This is a genomic window from Affinundibacterium baiyunense (genome assembly GCF_018139645.1).
GTDB lineage: Bacteria > Pseudomonadota > Gammaproteobacteria > Burkholderiales > Burkholderiaceae_D > Undibacterium > Undibacterium baiyunense.
The window spans coordinates 181418-203710 of the sequence record NZ_JAGSPM010000004.1 but is presented as its reverse complement, the minus strand read 5'-3'; the positions used below and the strand labels follow the sequence as shown (position 1 = coordinate 203710).

Annotated in this window: 15 protein-coding genes and 1 pseudogene; 8 read left to right on the top strand and 8 right to left on the bottom strand. The window is 47.7% G+C overall.

The genetic code is table 11. The features are described from left to right. Nucleotides 1-95: 95 nt before the first annotated feature. The 5 genes and pseudogenes from prpB to KDM92_RS08500 all read left to right on the top strand — a co-directional run. Nucleotides 96-986 carry a methylisocitrate lyase gene (gene prpB, locus KDM92_RS08520; protein ID WP_212683938.1) on the top strand — a complete coding sequence of 297 codons (891 nt, stop codon included), beginning with the start codon at nt 96-98 and terminating at the stop codon, nt 984-986. Between the two features lie 153 nt (nt 987-1139). Then, complete coding sequence (prpC, locus tag KDM92_RS08515; protein ID WP_212683937.1) at nt 1140-2294, top strand: bifunctional 2-methylcitrate synthase/citrate synthase; 1155 nt, start codon at nt 1140-1142, stop codon at nt 2292-2294. Nucleotides 2295-2482: 188 nt separating this feature from the next. Further along, entirely contained in the window at nt 2483-5077 is a 2595-nt protein-coding gene (acnD, locus tag KDM92_RS08510) for a Fe/S-dependent 2-methylisocitrate dehydratase AcnD (protein WP_212683936.1), read from the top strand. Between the two features lie 306 nt (nt 5078-5383). Next, the gene (gene prpF, locus KDM92_RS08505; protein WP_212683935.1) at nt 5384-6568 is read left to right on the top strand and encodes a 2-methylaconitate cis-trans isomerase PrpF; all 1185 of its coding nucleotides are present in this window, start codon (nt 5384-5386) and stop codon (nt 6566-6568) included. Between the two features lie 808 nt (nt 6569-7376). Continuing rightward, a pseudogene (locus KDM92_RS08500) lies at nt 7377-9293 on the top strand (propionate--CoA ligase); the annotation flags it as partial. A gap of 100 nt (nt 9294-9393) precedes the next feature. Here KDM92_RS08500 and KDM92_RS08495 read toward each other — a convergent pair. From KDM92_RS08495 to KDM92_RS08480, 4 genes are all read right to left on the bottom strand, one after another. Next, nucleotides 9394-10275 carry an HDOD domain-containing protein gene (locus KDM92_RS08495; protein WP_212683933.1) on the bottom strand — a complete coding sequence of 294 codons (882 nt, stop codon included), beginning with the start codon at nt 10273-10275 and terminating at the stop codon, nt 9394-9396. Nucleotides 10276-10502: 227 nt separating this feature from the next. Continuing rightward, nucleotides 10503-13199, bottom strand: coding sequence for a cation-translocating P-type ATPase (locus KDM92_RS08490; RefSeq protein ID WP_212683932.1), 2697 nt, complete (start codon nt 13197-13199; stop codon nt 10503-10505). Nucleotides 13200-13416: 217 nt separating this feature from the next. Next, entirely contained in the window at nt 13417-14181 is a 765-nt protein-coding gene (gene xth, locus KDM92_RS08485) for an exodeoxyribonuclease III (protein WP_212683931.1), read from the bottom strand. A 92-nt stretch (nt 14182-14273) separates the two neighbouring features. Further along, nucleotides 14274-15785, bottom strand: a complete 1512-nt coding sequence (locus KDM92_RS08480) for a leucyl aminopeptidase (RefSeq protein WP_212683930.1) — start codon at nt 15783-15785, stop codon at nt 14274-14276. A gap of 116 nt (nt 15786-15901) precedes the next feature. Here KDM92_RS08480 and lptF point away from each other — a divergent pair, with 116 nt between their 5' ends. Genes lptF through KDM92_RS08465 form a run of 3 tightly spaced genes read left to right on the top strand, consistent with a single transcriptional unit; the run spans nt 15902 to nt 18628 of the window. Then, the gene (gene lptF / locus KDM92_RS08475) at nt 15902-17062 is read left to right on the top strand and encodes an LPS export ABC transporter permease LptF (protein ID WP_212683929.1); all 1161 of its coding nucleotides are present in this window, start codon (nt 15902-15904) and stop codon (nt 17060-17062) included. After that, the gene (gene lptG, locus KDM92_RS08470; RefSeq protein ID WP_189344865.1) at nt 17062-18192 is read left to right on the top strand and encodes an LPS export ABC transporter permease LptG; all 1131 of its coding nucleotides are present in this window, start codon (nt 17062-17064) and stop codon (nt 18190-18192) included. The genes lptF and lptG overlap by 1 nt, the downstream gene beginning before the upstream one ends. A gap of 55 nt (nt 18193-18247) precedes the next feature. Then, nucleotides 18248-18628 (top strand): sirohydrochlorin chelatase, encoded by a 381-nt coding sequence (locus tag KDM92_RS08465; protein WP_212683928.1) that lies wholly within the window; start codon nt 18248-18250, stop codon nt 18626-18628. Here KDM92_RS08465 and KDM92_RS08460 read toward each other — a convergent pair. The 4 genes from KDM92_RS08460 to cysD form a co-directional block, all read right to left on the bottom strand. Then, nucleotides 18618-19055 (bottom strand): bacteriohemerythrin, encoded by a 438-nt coding sequence (locus tag KDM92_RS08460; protein WP_268972848.1) that lies wholly within the window; start codon nt 19053-19055, stop codon nt 18618-18620. The two genes, KDM92_RS08465 and KDM92_RS08460, sit on opposite strands and share 11 nt — an antisense overlap. A gap of 213 nt (nt 19056-19268) precedes the next feature. Beyond that, the gene (gene cobA / locus KDM92_RS08455; protein WP_212683926.1) at nt 19269-20012 is read right to left on the bottom strand and encodes a uroporphyrinogen-III C-methyltransferase; all 744 of its coding nucleotides are present in this window, start codon (nt 20010-20012) and stop codon (nt 19269-19271) included. After that, nucleotides 20005-21330 carry a sulfate adenylyltransferase subunit 1 gene (locus tag KDM92_RS08450; protein WP_212683925.1) on the bottom strand — a complete coding sequence of 442 codons (1326 nt, stop codon included), beginning with the start codon at nt 21328-21330 and terminating at the stop codon, nt 20005-20007. Before KDM92_RS08450 ends, cobA begins: the two co-directional genes overlap by 8 nt. Further along, nucleotides 21330-22265: a sulfate adenylyltransferase subunit CysD gene (gene cysD / locus KDM92_RS08445; protein ID WP_212683924.1), complete on the bottom strand. Its 936-nt coding sequence runs from the start codon at nt 22263-22265 to the stop codon at nt 21330-21332. Before cysD ends, KDM92_RS08450 begins: the two co-directional genes overlap by 1 nt. Between the last annotated feature and the right edge of the window lie 28 nt (nt 22266-22293).

Here is a 22293-nt window from a genome sequence, read left to right as displayed (position 1 = left end):
ATTTTTAATGTGTCTCGATGATTCAGCTCGGAACAGTCTTGACGCTGGCACGCGCTTTGCAATAGCAGCTGCATCCAACTAAAAAGGAACAGAACATGTCTCAATATTCCGCTGGTGCAGCCTTCCGTAAGGCGATGCAAGAAGAGTCTCCACTACAAGTTGTGGGTGCGATCAACGCGAATCACGCTTTGTTAGCGAAACGCGCTGGATTTAAGGCGATTTATTTGTCGGGTGGCGGTGTTGCCGCTGGCTCGCTCGGTTTGCCAGATTTGGGTATCTCCAATTTGGACGACGTGTTAACCGATGTGCGCCGTATTACCGATGTCTGCGATCTGCCTTTGTTGGTCGACGTCGATACCGGTTTTGGTTCATCGGCATTTAATGTGGCGCGCACGGTCAAATCGATGATCAAGTTTGGCGCAGCAGCGATGCACATTGAAGATCAAGTCGGTGCCAAGCGTTGCGGCCATCGCCCAGGTAAAGAAATCGTCAGCAAACAAGAAATGGTCGATCGCGTGAAAGCGGCAGTTGATGCGCGTACCGATGAAAATTTCGTGATCATGGCACGTACCGATGCGCTTGCTGTCGAAGGTTTGGAAGCCGCAATTGATCGCGCTTTGGCGTGCGTTGAAGCCGGTGCGGACATGATCTTCCCAGAAGCGATTACGCAACTCGATATGTACAAACAATTCGCCAACGCGGTGAAAGTACCTATCCTCGCCAACATCACCGAATTTGGTTCTACACCTTTGTACACGGTAGAAGAGTTGGCCTCAGCCGATGTCGGTTTAGTGCTCTACCCATTGAGTGCTTTCCGCGCCATGAATAAAGCCGCAGAAAATGTCTACACCGCGATTCGTCGCGATGGCACACAGAAGAATGTGGTCGACACCATGCAAACGCGTATGGAACTCTACGAGCGCATCAACTACCACGATTTTGAACAGAAGTTAGATGCTTTGTTTGCGCAGCAAAAGAATAAGTAAATTGGATTGAAAATCAAAACCCTTCAACGCCGAGGCGCCGAGACGCTGAGAAAAACGAAATGAGAGGAAGCTCTTCTCTGCGCTCTTCTGCGCCTCTGCGTCTCAGCGTTGAGGGATTTTGGAAATAAACTGAAAATATTTTGGAGAATCAAAATGACCACACAAGAAAACCCAACATTCAAACCAAAAAAATCCGTGGCTTTGTCGGGCGTTGCTGCTGGTAATACAGCGCTGTGCAGCGTCGGTAAAACCGGTAACGACTTGCACTACCGTGGCTACGATATTTTGGACGTGGCAGATAATTGCGAATTTGAAGAAATCGCGCATTTGTTAGTGCATGGTAAATTGCCAAACGTGGCGGAACTCGCCGCCTATAAAGCAAAATTGAAAGCCTTGCGCGGCTTGCCCGCGAATTTGAAAGCGGCTTTAGAAGCTTTGCCAGCGTCTTCCCATCCTATGGACGTGATGCGTACTGGCGTCTCGGTCTTGGGCTGTACTTTGCCAGAGAAAGATGACCACAATGTGCCAGGCGCACGTGATATCGCTGATCGCTTGATGGCGTCTTTCGGTTCTATGCTCTTGTACTGGTACCACTTCAGCCACAACGGCAAACGTATCGATGTGGAAACGGATGATGATTCTATCGGCGGCCATTTCCTCCATCTCTTGCATGGCGAAAAACCAAAAGCATCCTGGGTACGTGCAATGCACACTTCCTTGATTCTGTACGCAGAACATGAATTCAATGCGTCGACATTTACCAGCCGCGTGATCGCTGGTACAGGTTCTGATATTCATTCCGCCATCACGGGTGCGATCGGTGCTTTGCGTGGTCCAAAACATGGCGGTGCCAACGAAGTTGCATTTGAAATTCAAAAACGTTATGACAATCCAGACGAAGCAGAAGCCGATATCAAACGTCGTGTGGAAAACAAAGAAGTGGTGATTGGTTTTGGTCACCCTGTGTACACCGTGTCCGACCCACGCAATAAAGTCATCAAAGAAGTGGCACGTACTTTGTCTGTGGGAGCGGGCTCGACCAAGATGTACGACATCGCCGAGCGTTTGGAAACAGTGATGTGGGACATCAAGAAAATGTTCCCGAACTTGGATTGGTTCTCTGCCGTGTCTTACCACGTGATGGGCGTACCAACAGCGATGTTCACTCCTTTGTTCGTGATCGCACGTACATCTGGCTGGTCGGCACACATCATCGAACAACGTATCGATAACAAGATTATTCGTCCGAGTGCGAATTATGTGGGACCAGAAGATTTGGCGTTTGTGCCTTTGAAAGATAGAAAATAAGTTTGGGATCATTTTTAAAACCCGTATTCGGACGCATCGCTAGGCGGCAAGCGCAGCAATATGCCAAATTTGCGAGTATTGCCGCCTAGCGCTGCATCCCGACTACGGATTTTCTAAACGATCCGTTCCAGCAGAGCAGTCATGATCTAGGCTCTGCCGAGCTAGTAATAACAAAAAAGGAACAATGAATGAACACACAATTCCGCAAAAATCTCCCCGGTACAACCCTCGACTATTTCGATGCACGTGAAGCGGTGGAAGCAATCGAGGCTGGTGCTTACGCCAAGCTGCCTTACACCTCGCGTGTCTTGGCTGAGAACTTGGTGCGTCGTTGCGATCCTGCGACTTTGACGAACTCCTTGAAGCAGTTAATTGAGCGTAAGCGTGAACTCGATTTTCCGTGGTTCCCTGCGCGCGTGGTGTGTCACGATATTTTAGGTCAAACGGCGCTAGTTGATTTGGCGGGTTTGCGTGATGCAATTGCCGATCAAGGTGGCGATCCAGCGCAAGTGAATCCGGTCGTGCCAGTGCAGCTCATCGTTGATCACTCCTTAGCGGTCGAATGCGGCGGTTTTGATCCGCAAGCGTTTGAGAAGAATCGTGCGATTGAAGATCGTCGCAACGAAGATCGCTTCCATTTCATCAATTGGACAAAATTGGCGTTCAAAAACGTCGACGTGATCCCGCCAGGTAACGGCATCATGCATCAGATTAACTTGGAGCGTATGTCGCCAGTGGTGCATAGCCAAAATGGTGTAGCATTTCCAGATACTTTGGTCGGTACAGATAGTCATACGCCACACGTCGATGCACTTGGTGTGATCGCAATTGGTGTCGGCGGTCTTGAAGCGGAAAACGTCATGCTCGGTCGTGCTTCGTGGATGCGTTTGCCGGAAATCATTGGCGTTGAATTGACGGGCAAACCGCAGCCTAGTATCACAGCAACCGATATCGTCTTAGCGCTCACAGAATTCTTGCGCAAGTCCAAAGTGGTTGGTGCGTATCTCGAATTCTACGGCAGCGGTGCAGCAGCCTTGACACTCGGTGATCGCGCGACGATTTCCAATATGGCACCGGAATATGGTGCGACCGCAGCGATGTTCAGTATCGATCAACAAACCATCGATTACTTGAAATTAACCGGCCGTGAAGATGCGCAGGTTGCTTTGGTCGAAACCTATGCCAAGGTCGCGGGTTTGTGGTCTGATTCCTTAGTTCACGCTGAATACGAACGCGTATTGCAGTTTGACCTGTCTAGCGTGGTGCGTAATATGGCAGGCCCATCAAATCCGCATGCCCGAGTTGCGACGACGGATTTAGCAGCAAAAGGCATCGCCGCAGCATGGGACAATGTGCCAGGTCAAATGCCTGATGGCGCCGTGATTATCGCCGCAATTACCAGCTGCACCAATACTTCAAATCCACGTAACGTGATTGCTGCGGGCTTGTTGGCACGTAATGCTAATCGTCTCGGTTTAACGCGCAAACCTTGGGTCAAATCTTCCTTAGCGCCTGGCTCCAAAGCAGTCACTTTGTACTTGGAAGAAGCCGGCTTGATGCAAGATTTGGAAGCGCTGGGTTTTGGCGTAGTGGCGTATGCATGTACCTCGTGCAATGGTATGTCCGGTGCCTTAGATCCAGTAATCCAACAAGAGATTATTGACCGTGATTTGTATGCGACGGCAGTCTTGTCTGGCAACCGCAATTTCGATGGCCGTATTCATCCATATGCGAAGCAAGCTTTCTTGGCTTCGCCTCCATTGGTGGTTGCTTATGCGATCGCTGGCACGATTCGTTTCGATATCGAAAAAGACGTGTTGACCGTGGTTGATGGCAAAGAAATCCGCTTGAAAGATATCTGGCCTAGCGATGAAGAAATCGACGCGATTGTGAAGTCGAGCGTCAAGCCAGATATGTTCCGCAAAGTGTACGAGCCGATGTTTGCGATCTCGACAGAGCAAGCAGCGAGTGTGCCGCCGCTCTACGATTGGCGTGCGCCATCGACCTACATCCGCCGTCCACCATATTGGGAAGGTGCATTGGCAGGCGAGCGCAAGATGAAAGGCATGCGTCCTTTGGCAGTCTTGGGCGATAACATCACGACCGATCACTTGTCACCATCGAACGCGATTATGCTCGACAGCGCGGCTGGTGAGTACTTGGCGAAAATGGGTTTGCCGGAAGAGGATTTTAATTCCTATGCAACGCATCGCGGTGATCATTTAACCGCGCAACGCGCCACCTTCGCGAATCCAACCTTGAAGAACGAAATGGTGCGGGATGCGGAAGGCAAAATCAAAGCCGGATCCTTAGCGCGCATTGAGCCAGAAGGCAAAGTCACGCGCATGTGGGAAGCGATCGAAACCTATATGGAGCGTAAGCAGCCTTTGATCATTATCGCTGGCGCGGATTATGGCCAAGGTTCTTCACGCGATTGGGCGGCCAAAGGTGTTCGTTTGGCCGGCGTTGAAGTCATCGTTGCCGAAGGCTTTGAACGCATTCACCGCACCAATTTGATTGGTATGGGCGTCTTGCCGCTCGAATTCAAATCTGGCGTGAATCGTTTGACTTTAGGGATCGATGGTACAGAAACCTATGACGTGATCGGAGCGCGTACACCACGTGCGGATTTAACGCTGGTCATTCATCGTAAGAACGGTGAGCGCGTCGAAGTCGCCGTGACTTGCCGTTTGGATACTGCGGAAGAAGTGTCGATTTACGAAGCAGGCGGTGTCTTGCAGCGTTTTGCGCAAGACTTTTTGGAGTCTTCGAAATCTGTGTGAGTAGTGACAAAAGCCCTTCTCCCGTGGACGGGAGAGGGAACTTAGAAATGTAGGGCGGGGGCAACCCGCGCCGCCAGAACTTTGAGTAACAAAGGTGATGGAAAGAGCAGCGCGGGTTGCACCCGCCCTACGAAGCTTGAGTAAATAAGGACTATCATTCCTGCGAACGCAGGAATCCAGTGACGTTGATGAGTGAGCTTGATCAGTCGACGAAAGACGCTGGGCTCCTGCCTTCGCAGGAGCGACGACTAACACACTCAGCCGTGTAGCTGAAACGTACAAGAAATTGAGATAGTAAGGAAAACCATGTCCCACCCAGCCCAAATCAAAATCCCCGCCGTCTACATGCGTGGTGGCACTAGTAAAGGTGTATTTTTCCGCGTGCGAGATTTGCCAGCCGCAGCCCAACAAGCTGGCGCTGCACGTGATGCTTTGCTGCTGCGCGTGATCGGTAGTCCCGATCCTTATGGCAAACAAATCGACGGTATGGGCGGCGCCACTTCGAGCACCTCGAAGACTGTGCTGTTAGCGAAGTGTGCTAAAGCAGATCACGATGTGGATTATTTATTCGGTCAGGTCGCGATCGATAAAGCCTTCGTCGATTGGAGCGGCAATTGCGGCAATCTTTCCGCGGCAGTCGGCTCATGCGCGATCAGCATGGGCTTGGTCGACAATGTGCCAAACAATGGTATCGCGGTTGTACGCATTTGGCAGGCGAATATCGGCAAAACCATCATCGCGCATGTGCCGATGACGAACGGTGAAGTACAAGAAACAGGTGACTTCGAACTCGATGGCGTCACATTTCCTGCCGCCGAAGTTCAACTCGAATTTATGGACCCAGCCGCCGAAGAAGAGGGCGCTGGCGGTTCTATGTTCCCAACCGGGAACCTTGTTGATGATTTAGAAGTGCCAGGCATAGGCACACTCAAAGCGACCATGATCAATGCGGGCATCCCAACGATTTTTGTGAATGCGGAAGAGATTGGCTACACTGGCACCGAACTGCAAGACGCCATCAATGGTGATGCCGCCGCCTTAGCAAAGTTTGAAACAATTCGTGCCCACGGCGCAGTGCGCATGGGTTTGATCAAGCACATCGATGAAGCGGCAAAACGTCAGCACACACCGAAAGTCGCCTTCGTATCCAAACCATTGGATTATGTGTCCTCGAGCGGAAAACAAGTGAGTGCCAGTGAGATCGATTTGTGTGTACGCGCACTGTCGATGGGTAAGTTGCATCACGCGATGATGGGAACAGCAGCGGTGGCGATTGGCACCGCAGCGGCAATTCCTGGCACCTTAGTGAATTTAGCCGCCGGTGGCGGCGCACGTTCGGCAGTGCGCTTCGGTCATCCTTCTGGGACTTTGCGGGTTGGTGCTGAGGCGCAATTGGTCGATGGTGAATGGGTCGTGAAGAAGGCAAGCATGAGTCGTAGTGCTCGTGTGTTGATGGAAGGGTTTGTGAGAGTGCCTGGGGATTGTTATTGATTGACTTGTTCGGTTGAGTTGAGGTCTGTAGGTCGGGGGTGGCCCGACAGCCAGTTACCTTTTTTGTCTCGCCAAAAAAGGTAACCCAAAAAAGGCGACCACGCTGCCACTGCCCTTCGGGTTCCCAATTGAGCAAGACAAAAAATGGGAAAGCTTCAAAACTCGCTTCGCTCAAACAACGAAGCTTTCTTTATCCATTTTCTGTCTTGCACAATTGGCAGTGTCAGAAGTGGATGAAGGTCAAAAGCAACCCCCAAACAATCAGCCTCAAAAGTTTTTTGCACTACCAAAGACCGTTGTGATTGTAGGTTTTGATGTTCCCGCATGTAGCGCTGCCAATTGTGCTGGGCAGAAATGGGAAAAAAGAGAGTCAGATGTTTGAGCGTAGCGAGTTTCTGACTCTCCCCATTTTTGCCCTGCGCAATTGGGTACCCGAAGGGCAGCGATACCTGCGTCGCCTTCTTTTGCTTACTTTTCTTGGCGAAGCAAGAAAAGTGAGTGGCCGCCGGGCCACCCCCGGCCAGAGAAGGTGAAGTAAGCAAACAAAGAAAATAGTTTGATGTAAACCAAGCGCAAACCATTAAGGAAAACGTAGCGATAAGTTTTATGAGATCTTGGGAGCAAGGCCCGAACGGCGTCATTCCCGCGAAAGCGGGAATCCATTTCAGGATAGAGTCTTAGCGTCACTCAAACATGGATTCCCGCTTTCGCGGGAATGACGGAATTTCGTAGATCGTTTGCGTTAATCAGAAAACAAAAGAATAACAAATAGAGAAGTAGTGCAGAGAAAGCTCAACAGAATTCAAACCAAAACGCTATAAAAACTGGAGACACCATGAACTACCAAGATTTTTATCAAGCCTCAATTCAAGACCCAGCCAGCTTCTGGGACAAAGAAGCCCAACTCATCAGTTGGCACAAACCCTACACTCAAGTACTCGATTACAGCAAACCCCCATTCACCAAATGGTTCCTTGGTGGTGAAACCAATCTTTGTTATAACGCGATTGATCGTTGGTTGGAGACACAGTCGGATAAAGCGGCGTTGATCGCTATTTCGACTGAAACCAATTCCGAGAAAACCTATAGTTTTGCTGAACTGCATGTCGAAGTGCAGCGCATGTCAGCCATGTTATTGGATCTCGGAGTCAAGAAGGGCGATAGAGTTTTAATCTATATGCCCATGATTGCCGAAGCAGCATTTGCCATGTTGGCCTGTGCTCGCATCGGTGCAGTGCACTCCGTGGTGTTCGGTGGCTTCGCCTCCAAGAGTTTGGCAACGCGTATTGACGATGCTAAACCCGTGGTGGTGGTGTCTGCCGACGCCGGGATGCGCGGTGGTAAGGCGGTGCCGTACAAGCCTTTACTGGATGAAGCGATCGCACTGGCGGAGCATAAGCCAGCGAAAGTGTTGTTAGTCAATCGTGGTCTCGATGCGATGAATTTGGTCGCAGGGCGTGATGTCGACTATGCGGCATTGCGTGAACAACATATGAACGCAGAAGTACCGGTCACTTGGTTAGAGTCCAATGAAATGTCCTACGTGTTGTACACCTCGGGCACTACCGGTAAACCCAAAGGCGTGCAGCGGGACGTCGGCGGTTATGCGGTGGCATTAGCCTCATCGATGAAGCATATTTTCTGCGGCAATGCAGGTGAAACTTATTTCGCGACTTCAGATATTGGCTGGGTCGTTGGTCATTCCTACATCGTGTATGGCCCCTTGATTGCAGGTATGGCGACCATTATGTACGAAGGCACACCAATTCGCCCTGATGCGGGTGTATGGTGGAGCATCGTTGAGAAATATAAAGTCACGCGCATGTTCTCAGCACCGACGGCAGTGCGGGTCTTGAAGAAACATCCGGTTGAGCTGATGAAGAAATACGATATTTCTTCGCTTAAAGCTTTGTACTTGGCGGGTGAACCACTCGATGAAACCACGTCGAATTGGATCGCGACAGAATTGGGTGTGCCAATTATCGACAACTACTGGCAAACCGAAACGGGCTGGCCGATTTTGTCGGTGGCACGTGGCGTCGAACATAAAGATACACGCCTTGGTAGTCCTGGTATCGCCATGTATGGTTATAACGTGACCATCATCAATGAAAGCACTGGCGCGGTCTGTGGCCCGAATGAGAAAGGTGTGGTGGCGATTAAAGGACCTTTGCCTCCAGGCGTGATGCAAACCGTGTACGGCGATGATCAACGGTTCGTGCAAACCTATTGGTCGAACTTCGCGCATGATCAACTGTATTCCACTTTCGATTGGGGTATTCGCGATGAAGATGGTTACTACTTTATTTTGGGACGCACCGATGACGTGATTAACGTAGCAGGGCATCGTTTAGGTACACGTGAAATCGAAGAAAGTATTTCTAGCCATCCACAAATTTCTGAAGTGGCAGTAGTCGGCGTCGAAGATAAATTGAAAGGGCAAGCCGCAGTTGCGTTTGCAATTATCAAAAATCCAGAACGTGCGGCAACATCTGAGTTAGCAAAAGCTTTGGAAGCCGAAGTGATGGCCGTGGTCGATCAACAGCTGGGTGCGGTCGCTCGTCCTGCACGTGTTTATTTTGTGCCGATGTTGCCGAAGACACGTTCGGGTAAGTTACTACGCCGCTCGATTCAAGCGGTGTGTGAAGGGCGTGATGCGGGTGATTTGACGACGATAGAAGATCCACAATCTTTGCAGCAGATCAAAAATGCCTTGCAAGCATAGTTGATTTAGATTGATTTATTATCCCAATTAAAAAAGGGTTTCGACATCACAGTCGAAACCCTTTTTTACTAACCAAAGATTTTTGAGGACTTTTGTCGGCTTATATAATTAATGCCGCAGACAAAGTAATTACTTCATCCTCTGACTCTTCAAGAATACTAAGCAAACTACCTTCACCTACGACAAAGTCGATTTCTGATTCGCAGCGGTTGGTTTCGGAGTCTGTTCTGGTATCTAGTGGAGAGACAGTTTTTGCAAGATCGTTAGCGAGTAGTAAGGTGTCGCCTAAGGTTTCTGGTGGCATTGCATGTAGTCCATACCACATTGCTTCTACCGCTTCATTTACCTCGGCTGGCAGGTTCAGGTTTTTTAACACGGCGCGACCGATGATGGCATCTTGCGATTCTTCTTTTGCTGCTGCTTCGCTAAATTCATCAAAATTTGCATCATCGTTGGAACCGGATAAATCATCTGGTTCAAGCAAGCAGGGAAATTCTTCGGCGCGTGAGAGTAGGTAGAAACCCCCAACTTCGTGCACGATACCAGCGAACATGGCTGTATCTGGATTTAGTTTTGTTACGCGTCTGGCAATCACTTGAGATAGCGCAGCGACCTGTGCAGAGTGTTCCCACAATTGATTGATTTTTGCGCGAATCACCGGATTTTTGCTGGCTCCAGCAATTTGTCTCATGACCACGGAAGCGACTAAGCCGCGCAAGGTGTTAAAGCCTAAACGCGCAATTGCCGAACGCACATTGCTAACTTCAGAGCCGCGTGAGTAGGCGGCACTGTTCGCGACTGCGACGACTTTTGCCGCGAGTAGTGGTTCGTTCAAAATAATCTTGGTTGCTGTATCAAGGCTGCAATCTGCAACGTCAATTGCTTCCTGCACTTTGAGGGAGGTGGCAACGCTCGCGGAAAAAATTAATTCTCCTTGACGCGCTTGTTCCACAAGTAAAGCTAGGGCTTCGGGTTTATTCATGACACAGTGTCGCTCCACATAGAGAAAAACGCACTTCATCTTGCATTGATTTGCTCAGCGTATCTTACTGAGCGATCCGCACTTATTTGCAGCTAAGTGATTCATCCAAATTCTGTGCTTGATTATGCATTTCGTCAAATCACAATGTAGCAGATAAGCTTGCCTCTTGGAAATTTTATTTAAACTGTTGTATTTAAAGACAAGATTTCTTAAGAATATTTCATATCTTAAATGGCAATTTTGGAGGGCTTCGTGCTGACATTTCTTGTGTTTAGAAAGACACTTTGCATGATCGCGATTGCGCACACTACGCAGGCAGCAAACATTGCACTGAATAATAAGTGCAACGCATCTGGATTGCCAAAATAAAATAGCTGTCGAAGATTGGCGATGCTTAGGATCAAAATCATGGCAATCAGTGTTCCACCATTGACCCACCAATATATCGGATTCGATGCTTTCAGTGTCTGTTGTAAATTGCCACTCAGCGAACGATTAAGGAAGATAAATCCGAGATTGCCAACAACGATCGCGGTGAACGTGATGGCGCGTGCTTCATCGTTGGCAATACCTTGTAGCATCGTGAACCAATAGACTGCTAACACCATCAAGAAAATGCTGCTGCCTTGCCAAAAACCACGCCATAAAACTTTGGCTTGGAAAATGCTTGAATGCATGGAACGCGGTGGGCGTTGCATGATGTTTTGTTCTTCTTGCTCGGCTTCGAATACCAATGAGCAACTTGGGTCGATAATTAATTCCAGGATTAGGATATGAACTGGCATCAGTAATACGGGCCAGCCAAACATCACAGGTAAAAATGATAGCGCGACGATAGGTACATGCGCAGCAATGATAAAGCTCAGTGTTTTTTGTAAATTGTCAAAGATGCGTCGGCCTAAACGCACGGCCGCAACGATCGATGAAAACTTATCATCTAGCAAAACAAGATCAGCCGATTCACGCGCTACATCGGTTCCACGTTTGCCCATCGCAATCCCGATATGCGCGGCTTTCAGAGCAGGAGCATCATTCACGCCATCGCCTGTCATCGCCACCACTGCATTGCTTTGTTTGAGCAGTCTAACGATGCGTAATTTTTGCTCTGGCATGACGCGACAAAACACATGCACATGCTGTAGTTGCTGCTGCAATTGCGCATCTGACATGGTTTGCATTTGTGTGCCAGATAAGGCGCCCGCACTCGTATCGATACCGCATTGATTGGCAATGTTTAATGCCGTAGCTGGATAATCTCCGGTGATCATCATGACACGTATGCCAGCATCGCGACATTCTTGAATCGCGGCTGGAACGCCATCGCGAATAGGGTCAGCAAAGGCAAGCAAGCCTAGTAATTTAAAGTTGAAATCATGATGTTGGCTAGGTAAATCCGCGCCATTGGATACTGAGGTTAACTCCGCTTTTGCCACCGCAAGAACGCGTAAACCTTGCTCCGCCATCGTATTGACTTGTCGCATCAGCGCGGCAGATTCATCTGAGCTCAAATGGCAAAGTTCCGCGATTGCTTCGGGTGCGCCTTTGCTGGCTATGACGATGCGATCTGTATTTTGATCTGAGTTTTGATCAGTATTTTGATCGGTGTTTTTCCAAGCGCGCGATATGGCAAGTAATTGTTTGGTCAGCGGATATTCTTGTAGCAGCTGCCAATTCTTGTGTAAATGTTCGCTATCGCCGAGTAATTCCTGTCCAGCTTGCTGCAGGGCTTGGTCCATTGGTTCGCTGCCTTGGCTTTGACTTGCCAGCACAGCGAATTCGAGTACCTCATGTAAATCTTCTGGCAAAGTTTTCTGATGAGCGCAATTGAATTGATGCTCACCTTTTACAAGTTGTACCAAGGCCATTTTGTTTTGCGTTAAGGTCCCGGTTTTATCGACACATAAGACATTGGCTGATCCCAGTGTTTCGATGGCAGGAATGCGACGTGTTAATACATTCTTTTGACCAATCCGCCATGCACCGATACCCAAGAAAATCGTCAGTACGACTGGTAATTCTTCGGGAATCATCGCCATTGCAAACGTTAATCCAACCAAGATGCCACGGGTCCAATCTGTGCGACTCCAGCCATACCAGACCGCTAATAAAATTGCTAAGCTCAAGCTAGCCAGTGCGACGTATTTGACTATCTGTTTGGTTTCTTTTTGGACGCGGGTTGGTTCTTCTTGAATTTCCGCTAAGGCGTTGCCAATTTTGCCTATGGCTGTGCGTGTCCCAGTACTTCGAACAATAGCAATACCCTGACCTTGTACAACGAGACTGCCAGAAAATACAAAGGGTGTGTTGTCACCGCCAGCGGCGCCCACAGTGACCTGTTGAAAAGACTTGTCTTGATGGTGTTGTACTTCTGATGAAGGGAGTTGAGTAACACGATCATGCGTCTCATGCTTTTGATCTGTTGCTAGCTCGTTGAAAGCCACTTTGGCGACAGCTAAGGATTCACCTGTGAGTAAGGATTCATCGACAGTTAAGTTGAGAGACGAAATTAAAATACCATCGGCTGCGACACGATCGCCTTCTGATAACACAAGATAATCACCGGTCACGACTTGCTTGCTTGGAATACTAATACGTTGTCCTGCGCGAATCACGATTGCACGTGGATCAGATAGATCGCGTAAGGCTTCAAGCGCACGTTCGGTCTTACGCTCTTGGTAAAAGCTAATTATGACCATGCCCATCACAAAGCCAGAAAGAACGACTGCATCATGCCAGTCGCCTAAAATGAGATAAATCGATCCACATGAGATTAACAAGAGAATCATTGGCTCAGAGATGACATGCCAAGCGATTTGCCAAACATTTTGCGCTTTTGCCGTTGCCAGTTCATTTGGACCATCAATCAAAAATTGTGCTTGCGCTTCCTGTTCGCTTAGACCTTGAAAATTAACTGGATTCGACATGGGGTTCGTATTGGCTAGGAATGAAGGAATAGATCTGTTTGATTTACTTATTACATAGTTTCATGAAAAACGATCACATCGCTGTTTTTAGTGCTTCCTAAAAGAATATACACGCCAAATCTTCATCATTTTGTGACAGATCAATAAAAAAGCCGACTAGTTTTTCTAATCGGCTTTTGAGGCTTTGGTTGCTAGCTTAAATTTTTGCCAGCCTAAGTTAATCCAAAGTTGCAATGACGGGAGCATGATCGGATGGTTGTTCCCATTTGCGTGGAACTCGATCAACCACGCACGAAGTACAGCGATCTGCGAGCGGTTTCGAAAGTAATACATGATCAATCCGCACGCCTTTGTTTAGGCGGAATCCAAGTTGGCGATAGTCCCACCAACTGAAAGTTTTCTCCGGCTGTTCAAACTGGCGGAAGCTATCACTTAAGCCGAGATCGAGTAGCGCTTGAAACGCAGCACGTTCAGCTGGTGAGACCAGATTCATGCCTTCCCACGCAGCAGGATCATGCACATCGCGGTCATCGGGTGCAATATTGTAGTCACCTAGCAGCGCAAGTTGTGGATGCTGTTCTATTTCCGCTTTGACCCAATCACGTAAGGCTGCCAGCCAACTAAGTTTGTAAGGATATTTTTCAGAGTCTAATGCTTGCCCATTTGGCACGTAAGCACAAATAATCCGCATGCCTGCGATAGTCGCAGCGATGATGCGTTGCTGTTCGTCTTCGAATAGTGGATTGTTTTTTTGTACAGCTTCAATTGGGTGGCGGGAGATGATCGCAACCCCGTTATATGTTTTTTGACCGGTGAAGACAACCTGATATCCGGCAGCTTCAATTTCCGCTTGTGGGAACTTATCATCAGTTAATTTGGTTTCTTGTATGCACAAGACATCAACAGGATTCATTTCCAGCCATTGCAAGACTTGCGGCAGGCGGACTTTTAAAGAATTAACATTCCAGGTGACTAGTTTCATAAGTAATCTCAGGTGATGGCGATAGATGCGCGAACAAGAAAAAACGCGCTCGATGCGGGCATTGAGCGCGTCTTGTAATTAGATACCGAAGTTTAGCCTGCGCGATTCATCAAGAAGGTCGTCAGCATAGGCACTGGGCGACCGGTCGAGCCTTTTGCTGCGCCAGATTTCCAAGAAACGCCAGCGATATCTAAATGTACCCAAGTGTATTTCTTGGTGAAGCGCTCGAGGAAACAAGCTGCGGTGATCGAACCTGCTGCTGGACCACCAATATTCGCGATATCAGCAAAATTAGATTTTAATTGTTCGTTATACAGCTCGCCAATTGGCAAGCGCCATGCAACGTCATTCGCTTGCTTACCAGCGCTCAGAAGTTCTTCAGCCAACTTGTCATGCGTATCATCATGACGTGTGAATAATCCAGTCGTGTGATGACCAAGTGAAGTAATGATTGCGCCAGTTAAAGTTGCAACGTCAATGACCGCTGCTGGTTTGAAGCGCTCAACATAAGTTAACGCATCACACAAAATTAAACGACCTTCTGCATCAGTATTTAAGATTTCTATCGTTTGGCCAGACATCGAAGTGACGATATCACCAGGACGAGTCGCGCTGCCAGATGGCATGTTTTCGCAAGTTGGAATGACGGCGATGACATTCAATTTTAATTTCATTTCGCCGATCGCACGCATAGTTCCGAGTACAGAACCTGCGCCGCCCATGTCGTATTTCATTTCATCCATGCCTGCGCCTGGTTTCAAAGAGATACCACCGGAGTCAAACGTAATGCCTTTACCAACCAATACTACCGGTGCGTCTTTGGCTTTGCCGCCCATATGCTTTAAGACGATAAACTTAGGTGGTTCATCGGTACCAGCAGACACAGACAAGAAGCTATTCATCTTCAACGCTTGAATTTGCTTACGCTCCAATACTTCCACACCCATGTTGAAATCAGCTGCGATTTTTTTCGCGGTGTTCGCCAAGTGAGTAGGTGTGCAGAAGTTGGCAGGCATATTGCCTAATTCTTTGGTCAATTCCATACCATTCACCAAAGCGATACTTTGCGCTAGGGCGACTTTTGCTGCGGCCGCTTCGTTTGCTGCTACATAGATCGCGACTTTTTTGACATTGGCCGCAACCGTGTCTTTTTTGCTCTTGTGTGCGTCGGTACGGAAAATCGCTTCTCTGAATGCAATTACGGTTTGACGAATCGCCCAAGTTAAATCGCGCCCATCGACTGCTGGCAACATCAAGCTAACGTCGGTCCCACCAAGATTATTCAAGCCACGCGCCGCATTTTGTACAGCTGCGATGTAAGCTTTTTCAGATACTTTGTTGGGATCTTCACCGAGACCAACCAATAAGACGCGCTCAGCGCTGACATCAGCCAGATTGCGCAGCATTAGCGTAGAACCAGATTTGCCAGAAATATCGCCTGATTTCAATGCGGCGTCGATGACGCCTTTTTTGTTGAGTTGCGTTGCAGCTGTTGATAATTTTTTATTTTCGAACACGCCAACGACGATACAAGCGGTCTTGATGGTGCTGGCATTGTCTGCTGCTGTGCTTTTGGCTGCTAGTGTTTTTATGCTAAAGTCCACGTCTTGCTCCTTATTGTCGATCAGCGGTAATCTTTTGAATTTCGCTTAAATACGTAAAACGACTATTATAACTCCCTTGCTTAGTCTCCATAACTACTAATAAGATCTACTCGATTATGATTTTTCAACGTGCGCTCAGACGAGAATTATTTAGTGCTGCCAGCGCTGTGTTTACGACACTATTTACCATCACCGTTACCTTTATGCTGATTCGTATTCTGCGTGACGCTGCGGGCGGCAAAATTGCCTCTAGTGATGTATTGATTTTAATTGGCTTTTACTCGCTCGATTACTTCCCCATTTTATTGATACTCACCGGTTTTATTTCGGTTTTGCTGGTGGTTACACGTGCCTACCAAGATTCAGAAATGGTAGTTTGGTTCGCATCAGGTTTGAGTTTGACGCGTTGGATTCGACCGATTTTGAGTGTCGCCATTCCCTTAACTTTGGTCGTTGCTACGCTCAGCATATTAGTGTCACCATGGGCGAATGAACAAATGCAGGAAGTGCGCAATCGTTACGAAAAGCGAGAAGATATTGCTAAAGTTGCGCCCGGTAAATTTCAAGAATCGCGCGGCGGAGGTCGTGTTTCATTTGTGGAAGAAGTATCAGGTGATTTAAGCAAGGTACAAAATATATTCACAAGCATGATTAACGATGGCCGTTCTAGCGTGATTGTGGCGAAAGAGGGCAGAGTCGAAATCGATGAGCATGGTGATCGATTCTTAGTCATGAGCCAAGGGCGGCGTTACGATGGTTTGCCGACTGAAGGCGATTTTCAAATGATGCAATTTGAAAAATATGCGGTTCTATTGTCAACCCAAAGCAGTGTTGAGGCGAATAATAAGTCAGCAAAAGCCTTGCCCTCAAAAACCCTGATTGAAGAGCCTAGCCCCGTGCGAGATGGTGAATTGTTGTGGCGGGTTTCATTACCATTTATGGGATTGTTATTGATGTTATTGGCGATTCCCCTAGGTTATGTCAATCCACGGGTTGGCCGATCGGCGAATATGATCGTTGCGTTAATTTTAGTTGCAGTGAATTTAAATATTTTGAATATGCTGCAACTATCTGTGGTGCAGGGACGTATGAGTTTTTGGCAAGCATCGTGGCCTATGCATTTTGTGGTGGCGATTTTAATTACCTTATTTTTTATGTGGCGTTTAAAAGTGAATAGCAGCTGCCATCCAATGAGCGTTTGGGGACGTATTAAGTGCCAAATTTATCGTAAAACCAAACAGCAATGTGTCGATCACGATCAGTTGGTGGGTAACTAATGAAAGTACTGCAACGCTATTTTGGTAGTGAAATCATTCGCTCAGTATTTTTTGTGCTTTTTGCCTTATTGGTTCTCACGTCTTTCTTTGATTTGATGAAAGAATTGGGTTCGGTTAATAAGAATGGCTATTTGTTAAAGCATGCGATTTTCACTGTTTTGTTGAATATTCCTGGCAATGCCTATGATTTTTTGCCGATCGCGGTATTGATTGGCACGATCTACGTATTGGCACAATTTGCGAGTAATTCTGAATTTACGATTATGCGCGCGGCAAGTATGTCGTCTTGGACCGCGGCAAAAATGCTAGGGAAAATCGCTATCGTATTTATTTTGTTTACTTACTTTCTAGGTGAAGTCGTCGCGCCGATGTCGACCAAGCTTTCTAAGCAAATTAGTATGCAAGCAGCATCCGCACCGCTCACCCAAGGTTTTCGTAGTGGCTTGTGGACCAAAGACTTAATCCGCAGTAATGATAGCAATGCTGCTGTGATAGGTACGCGCTTTTTGAACGTGCGTGAAGTGTCACCTGAGCGCGTACTACTTGGTGTGAAGATCTACGAGTTCGATACCAATTTTCAATTGCTGCGCGAGATCAATGCGAAACAAGCCGTCTATGTGCGATCGCATACTTGGGAGTTAAGTGATGTGGTGGAGACGAGCTTCCCGCAAAATTTAGCGACGCAGACTATGATTGAGTCAGACACGCATAAACTAGCGACTAAGGAATTAAATTCGGAAATCACACCAGATATTTTGTCGGTGTTGTTTACAGAAGTAGATCGTATGTCGGCATTTGAGTTGGCTTCCTACACCAGGCATTTGACTGAGAACAAGCAATCGACTGAGCGTTATAAAATCGCATTTTGGAAAAAACTCACCTACCCAATATCGATTCTTGTGATGATGGCTTTAGCATTGCCTTTCGCTTATCTGCATGCGCGTGACGGTGGAATTAGTTTGCGCATTTTTAGTGGAATTATGTTGGGAATGGTGTTCTATTTGGTGAATAGTTTGTTTGCGTATTTAGGGCAAATTAATACCTGGCCGGCTTTGATGACGGCGCTGTTTCCAAGTTTGATTTTTTCTCTGCTTGCCTACGCAGGTTTGCGTTATGTTGAACGACATTAATAATCGAATTTGTTAATTTCAGTGCCTTACGCAAAGCTCAATTTTTAAGGTTTTTATGAAGAAACAAGCATTAATTTTGTTTGCACATGGTGCACGCGCAGCGAGCTGGGCCGAGCCATTTTTACGACTGCAAAAATTAACTCAAGAGAGTGAACCAGAACTCAGAGTTGAATTGGCGTTCTTGGAATTGATGCAGCCGCAATTACCAGAAGTAGTGAAAAAATTAGTTGATCTGTCCTATGAGTCGGTTACGATTGCACCGATTTTTTTAGGGCAGGGGGGGCACTTGTTACGTGACTTACCTTTGATGGTGGAAGAGATACGCCAGCAATATCCTGCTTTGCAAATTCAACAGGTTGCCGCTGCTGGTGAAGATGCCGGCGTTTTGCAAGCAATACGTGATTATTGCTTGCGTGCGGTTGCGGTTAATCCGTAGTCGGCAATTGCTCTGTCTTCGACATCACTAAAGTACCGTGTAGGGTTTCAGCCAAGTGTTTGTCACTGAGTAAAATGTGTGAAGTAAGCCAGAAACGTAGGAGCTCTGCAGTTTCTATTGCAACTAGTTCACGCGCCCGATTTAACTCCTTCTGTAAGTCAGTGACGCGCTCCAATAGTTTTTTATGTTGTTCTTTATGCGCCTTGAATCGAGGATAGGCGATGGACTTCATGAGATCTTCTTCTCTCTGAAAATGCTCCTGCGTATAGGTGGCAAGCCTATGTAAAATATTCGAGAGTGTTATGTAGTCTTGACCGAGGTCAGCTGCGTCATGTAATTCATTGACCATACCAATGAGGGTTTTGTGATCCTCATCGATCATGCTGTCGTGAACACTCAAGCTATCATTCCATTCAAAATATTCCATGTGACGCCTAATGACTTTTGAGAGTCGAAAGTTTCAGAACGGCAATTTTACGAGCCATTGCGAGAATGAAACTTATTCTAGCGCAAGTTTTTTAGGGAAATCATGTATTCACATGGTTTTAACAAAATGTTTGAAACTTAAGGCGAATATTTCATCGAGAATTGAATAAAGGCTATTGATTTTAGATAATCAATCGTATTCAGCTATGCAAACTTAGCTGCGCTGACGCATCGCTTCGCCCATCATCACCAGCACTGGGCCATCACAGGCAGGCAAGCCATGTGCTAAATCACATAGTTTCAGATGCAGGTGCTGCTCCTCTGGACGGCTGCAACTTTGCACGATCACAATCGGTAGATCAGGTGAAAAACCTTTCGCTAACATGCGTTGCGCAGTGAGTATCGCCTCTTTGCCACCCATGTATTGAACTAAGGTGTCGCAATCTGGAATGCGTGTTTCCGCGGCCTCACCGGGTGCGGTACTGGAGGTAAAAAGCGCGACACTGCGCGCTACGCCGCGTTTGGTTAATGGAAGTTGTACACTGGCTGCGGCTGCCATTGCGGTAGTGATGCCGGGTACAATTTCGAAACGTATTCTAGCATGTTCCAGTGCCGTCATTTCTTCATCAGCACGACCAAACAACATCGGGTCGCCACCTTTTAGACGCACTACGATGGCGTGTTGTTGGGCTGCTTCGACTAATTGCTGATTGATGTGCTCTTGCGCAGCAGAGCGTTGTCCACTGCGTTTTCCTACCGATACCTTGATCGCTTGGGGGCACAGTTCTAGCATTTCGGGCGTGACCAATGCGTCGTGTAAAACAATATTCGCTTGTGCTAACAGTTTGGCACCACGCACTGTAATCAAATCAACTGCCCCCGGACCAGCACCGACTAAATAGACGATACCTGTTTCCTGTTGGATCGAGGACGAAGTTGATGTTGATGAATTAGCCAAGACGTATCATTCCCGCTGCAACTGTTTGATGGGTGACTTCGTCGATCAAAATAAATGCACCAGTAGCACGAGTGATGTCATAAGCATCAGCTGCTAAGGCTTGCTGTACATTGATATTGACGCGAGCGATGTCATTCAATTTAAGTGTATCAGTTGGGCGGCGTTCTTGGGTATTGATATCCAATAAAGTGTCGATCGACGCAACACGTGCAGCGACCTGACGTGTCGTATGTTTCAACCAATATTTGCGACGCGAATCCAAGGATTCTTCAGACAACCAACATACATCAGCACTCACAGATTTGAGTACGGTTGCTGGACGATCTGCCGCCGCCAACATATCGCCACGTGAGATATCGACATATTCGTTGAGCAAAATGGTGACGGACTGACCAACTACTGCAGTTTGTAATGAGCCATCTAAAGTTTGGATATCTTTGACAGTCGCGCTTTGTCCGGAAGGCTGAACCACGATGCTGTCGCCAACACTGATCTTGCCTGCTTCTATGCGTCCCATGTAGCCACGGAAATCATTCGCTTCGTGACCATTGTGACGTGCGACTAATTGCACTGGGAAACGGAAAGGTTCGTCGTGACAGTCGTCATACACGTTTAAAGATTCCAATAACTCGATTAAAGTCGGGCCTTGGTACCAAGCCAAATTTTCGCTATTGGTAACCACGTTGTCGCCAGCGAGTGCGGATAGTGGAATTGGATGTACGTCGCGTAAGCCTAATTGCGCTGCGAAGCTTTGGTAAGCAGCGACAATACGGTCGTACACAGTTTGATCGTAATTCACCAAATCCATTTTGTTAACGGCCACGATTACGTGTTCGATTTGCAGTAAATGGGCGATGGTGGAATGACGCTTGGTTTGTGTCAGTAATTCGACGCTGCCATCTTCACTGAATTTTACTTTGGAGACGTCGATCAAAATAATCACCGCATCCGCAGTCGATGCACCCGTTACCATATTGCGTGTGTATTGCTCATGACCCGGTGTGTCGGCGATGATGAATTTACGTTTTGGCGTGGCGAAATAACGGTAAGCGACGTCGATGGTAATGCCTTGTTCACGCTCGGCTTCTAAGCCATCCGTTAGTAATGACAAATCAATGGTGTCGCCGACAGTACGCTTATGTTTGGCTTTGGAAATCGCATTGAGCTGATCCGCGAAGATGCCTTTACTATCGAATAGCAAACGACCAATCAGCGTACTTTTTCCATCGTCCACGGAGCCAGCCGTGATGAAGCGTAATAGGCCGCGTTCACGTGTGAGGTCGTTGGCCGTGGCGGATTGTTGTACCTGGATGCTCATTAGAAATATCCTTCTTTTTTACGTTTTTCCATGGAGGATTCAGAGGTTTGATCATCCATGCGTGTGGCGCCGCGTTCGGTGATTTGGGTAACTGCGGTTTCTTCGATAATCGCTTCAACAGTCGCGGCATCGGAAGAGACCGGGCAAGTACAAGAAATATCACCAACGGTACGGAAGCGCACAATTTGTTTTTCTACGGTTTCGCCAGCACGTGGTGGCGTTAATTCAGTGACTGGAACCAACAAGCCATTGCGTGGAATCACTTCGCGTTCATGTGCGAAATAAATCGGTGGCAGCTCAAGTTTTTCACGGGCGATGTATTGCCAAACGTCGAGCTCGGTCCAATTCGAGATAGGAAACACGCGCATGTTTTCACCAGGGTGAACGCGAGTGTTATACAAGTCCCATAATTCAGGGCGTTGCGCTTTTGGATTCCATTGACCGAATTCATCGCGGAAAGAAAAAATACGTTCCTTGGCACGGGCTTTTTCTTCATCGCGACGCGCACCGCCTATGCAGGCATCGAATTGATGTTCCGCGATGGTTTCTAACAAAGTCACAGCTTGCGCCGCATTGCGTGAATCGGTTTTTGGATTACGCAGGCGCACGGTGCCGCGATTGATTGAGTCTTCGACAGAACCGACGATTAGGCGTTCGCCCAATTCCGCCACGCGTTTGTCACGGAAAGTGATTACTTCTGGAAAGTTGTGGCCGGTATCGACGTGTACTAAAGGGAAAGGGAATTTGCCGGGACGAAATGCTTTTTCAGCGATACGCAATAACACCACAGAATCTTTACCACCGGAAAACAGCAGGGCAGGGTTAGTACATTCAGCAGCCACTTCACGCATGATGTGGATGGCTTCGGATTCCAGCCAATCGAGATGGCGATTACTCGCGGCATCAATGAAGTGATTTTCTACTACGGTGTTCATGCTAAGCCTTTTAATTCAGTATTCGGTT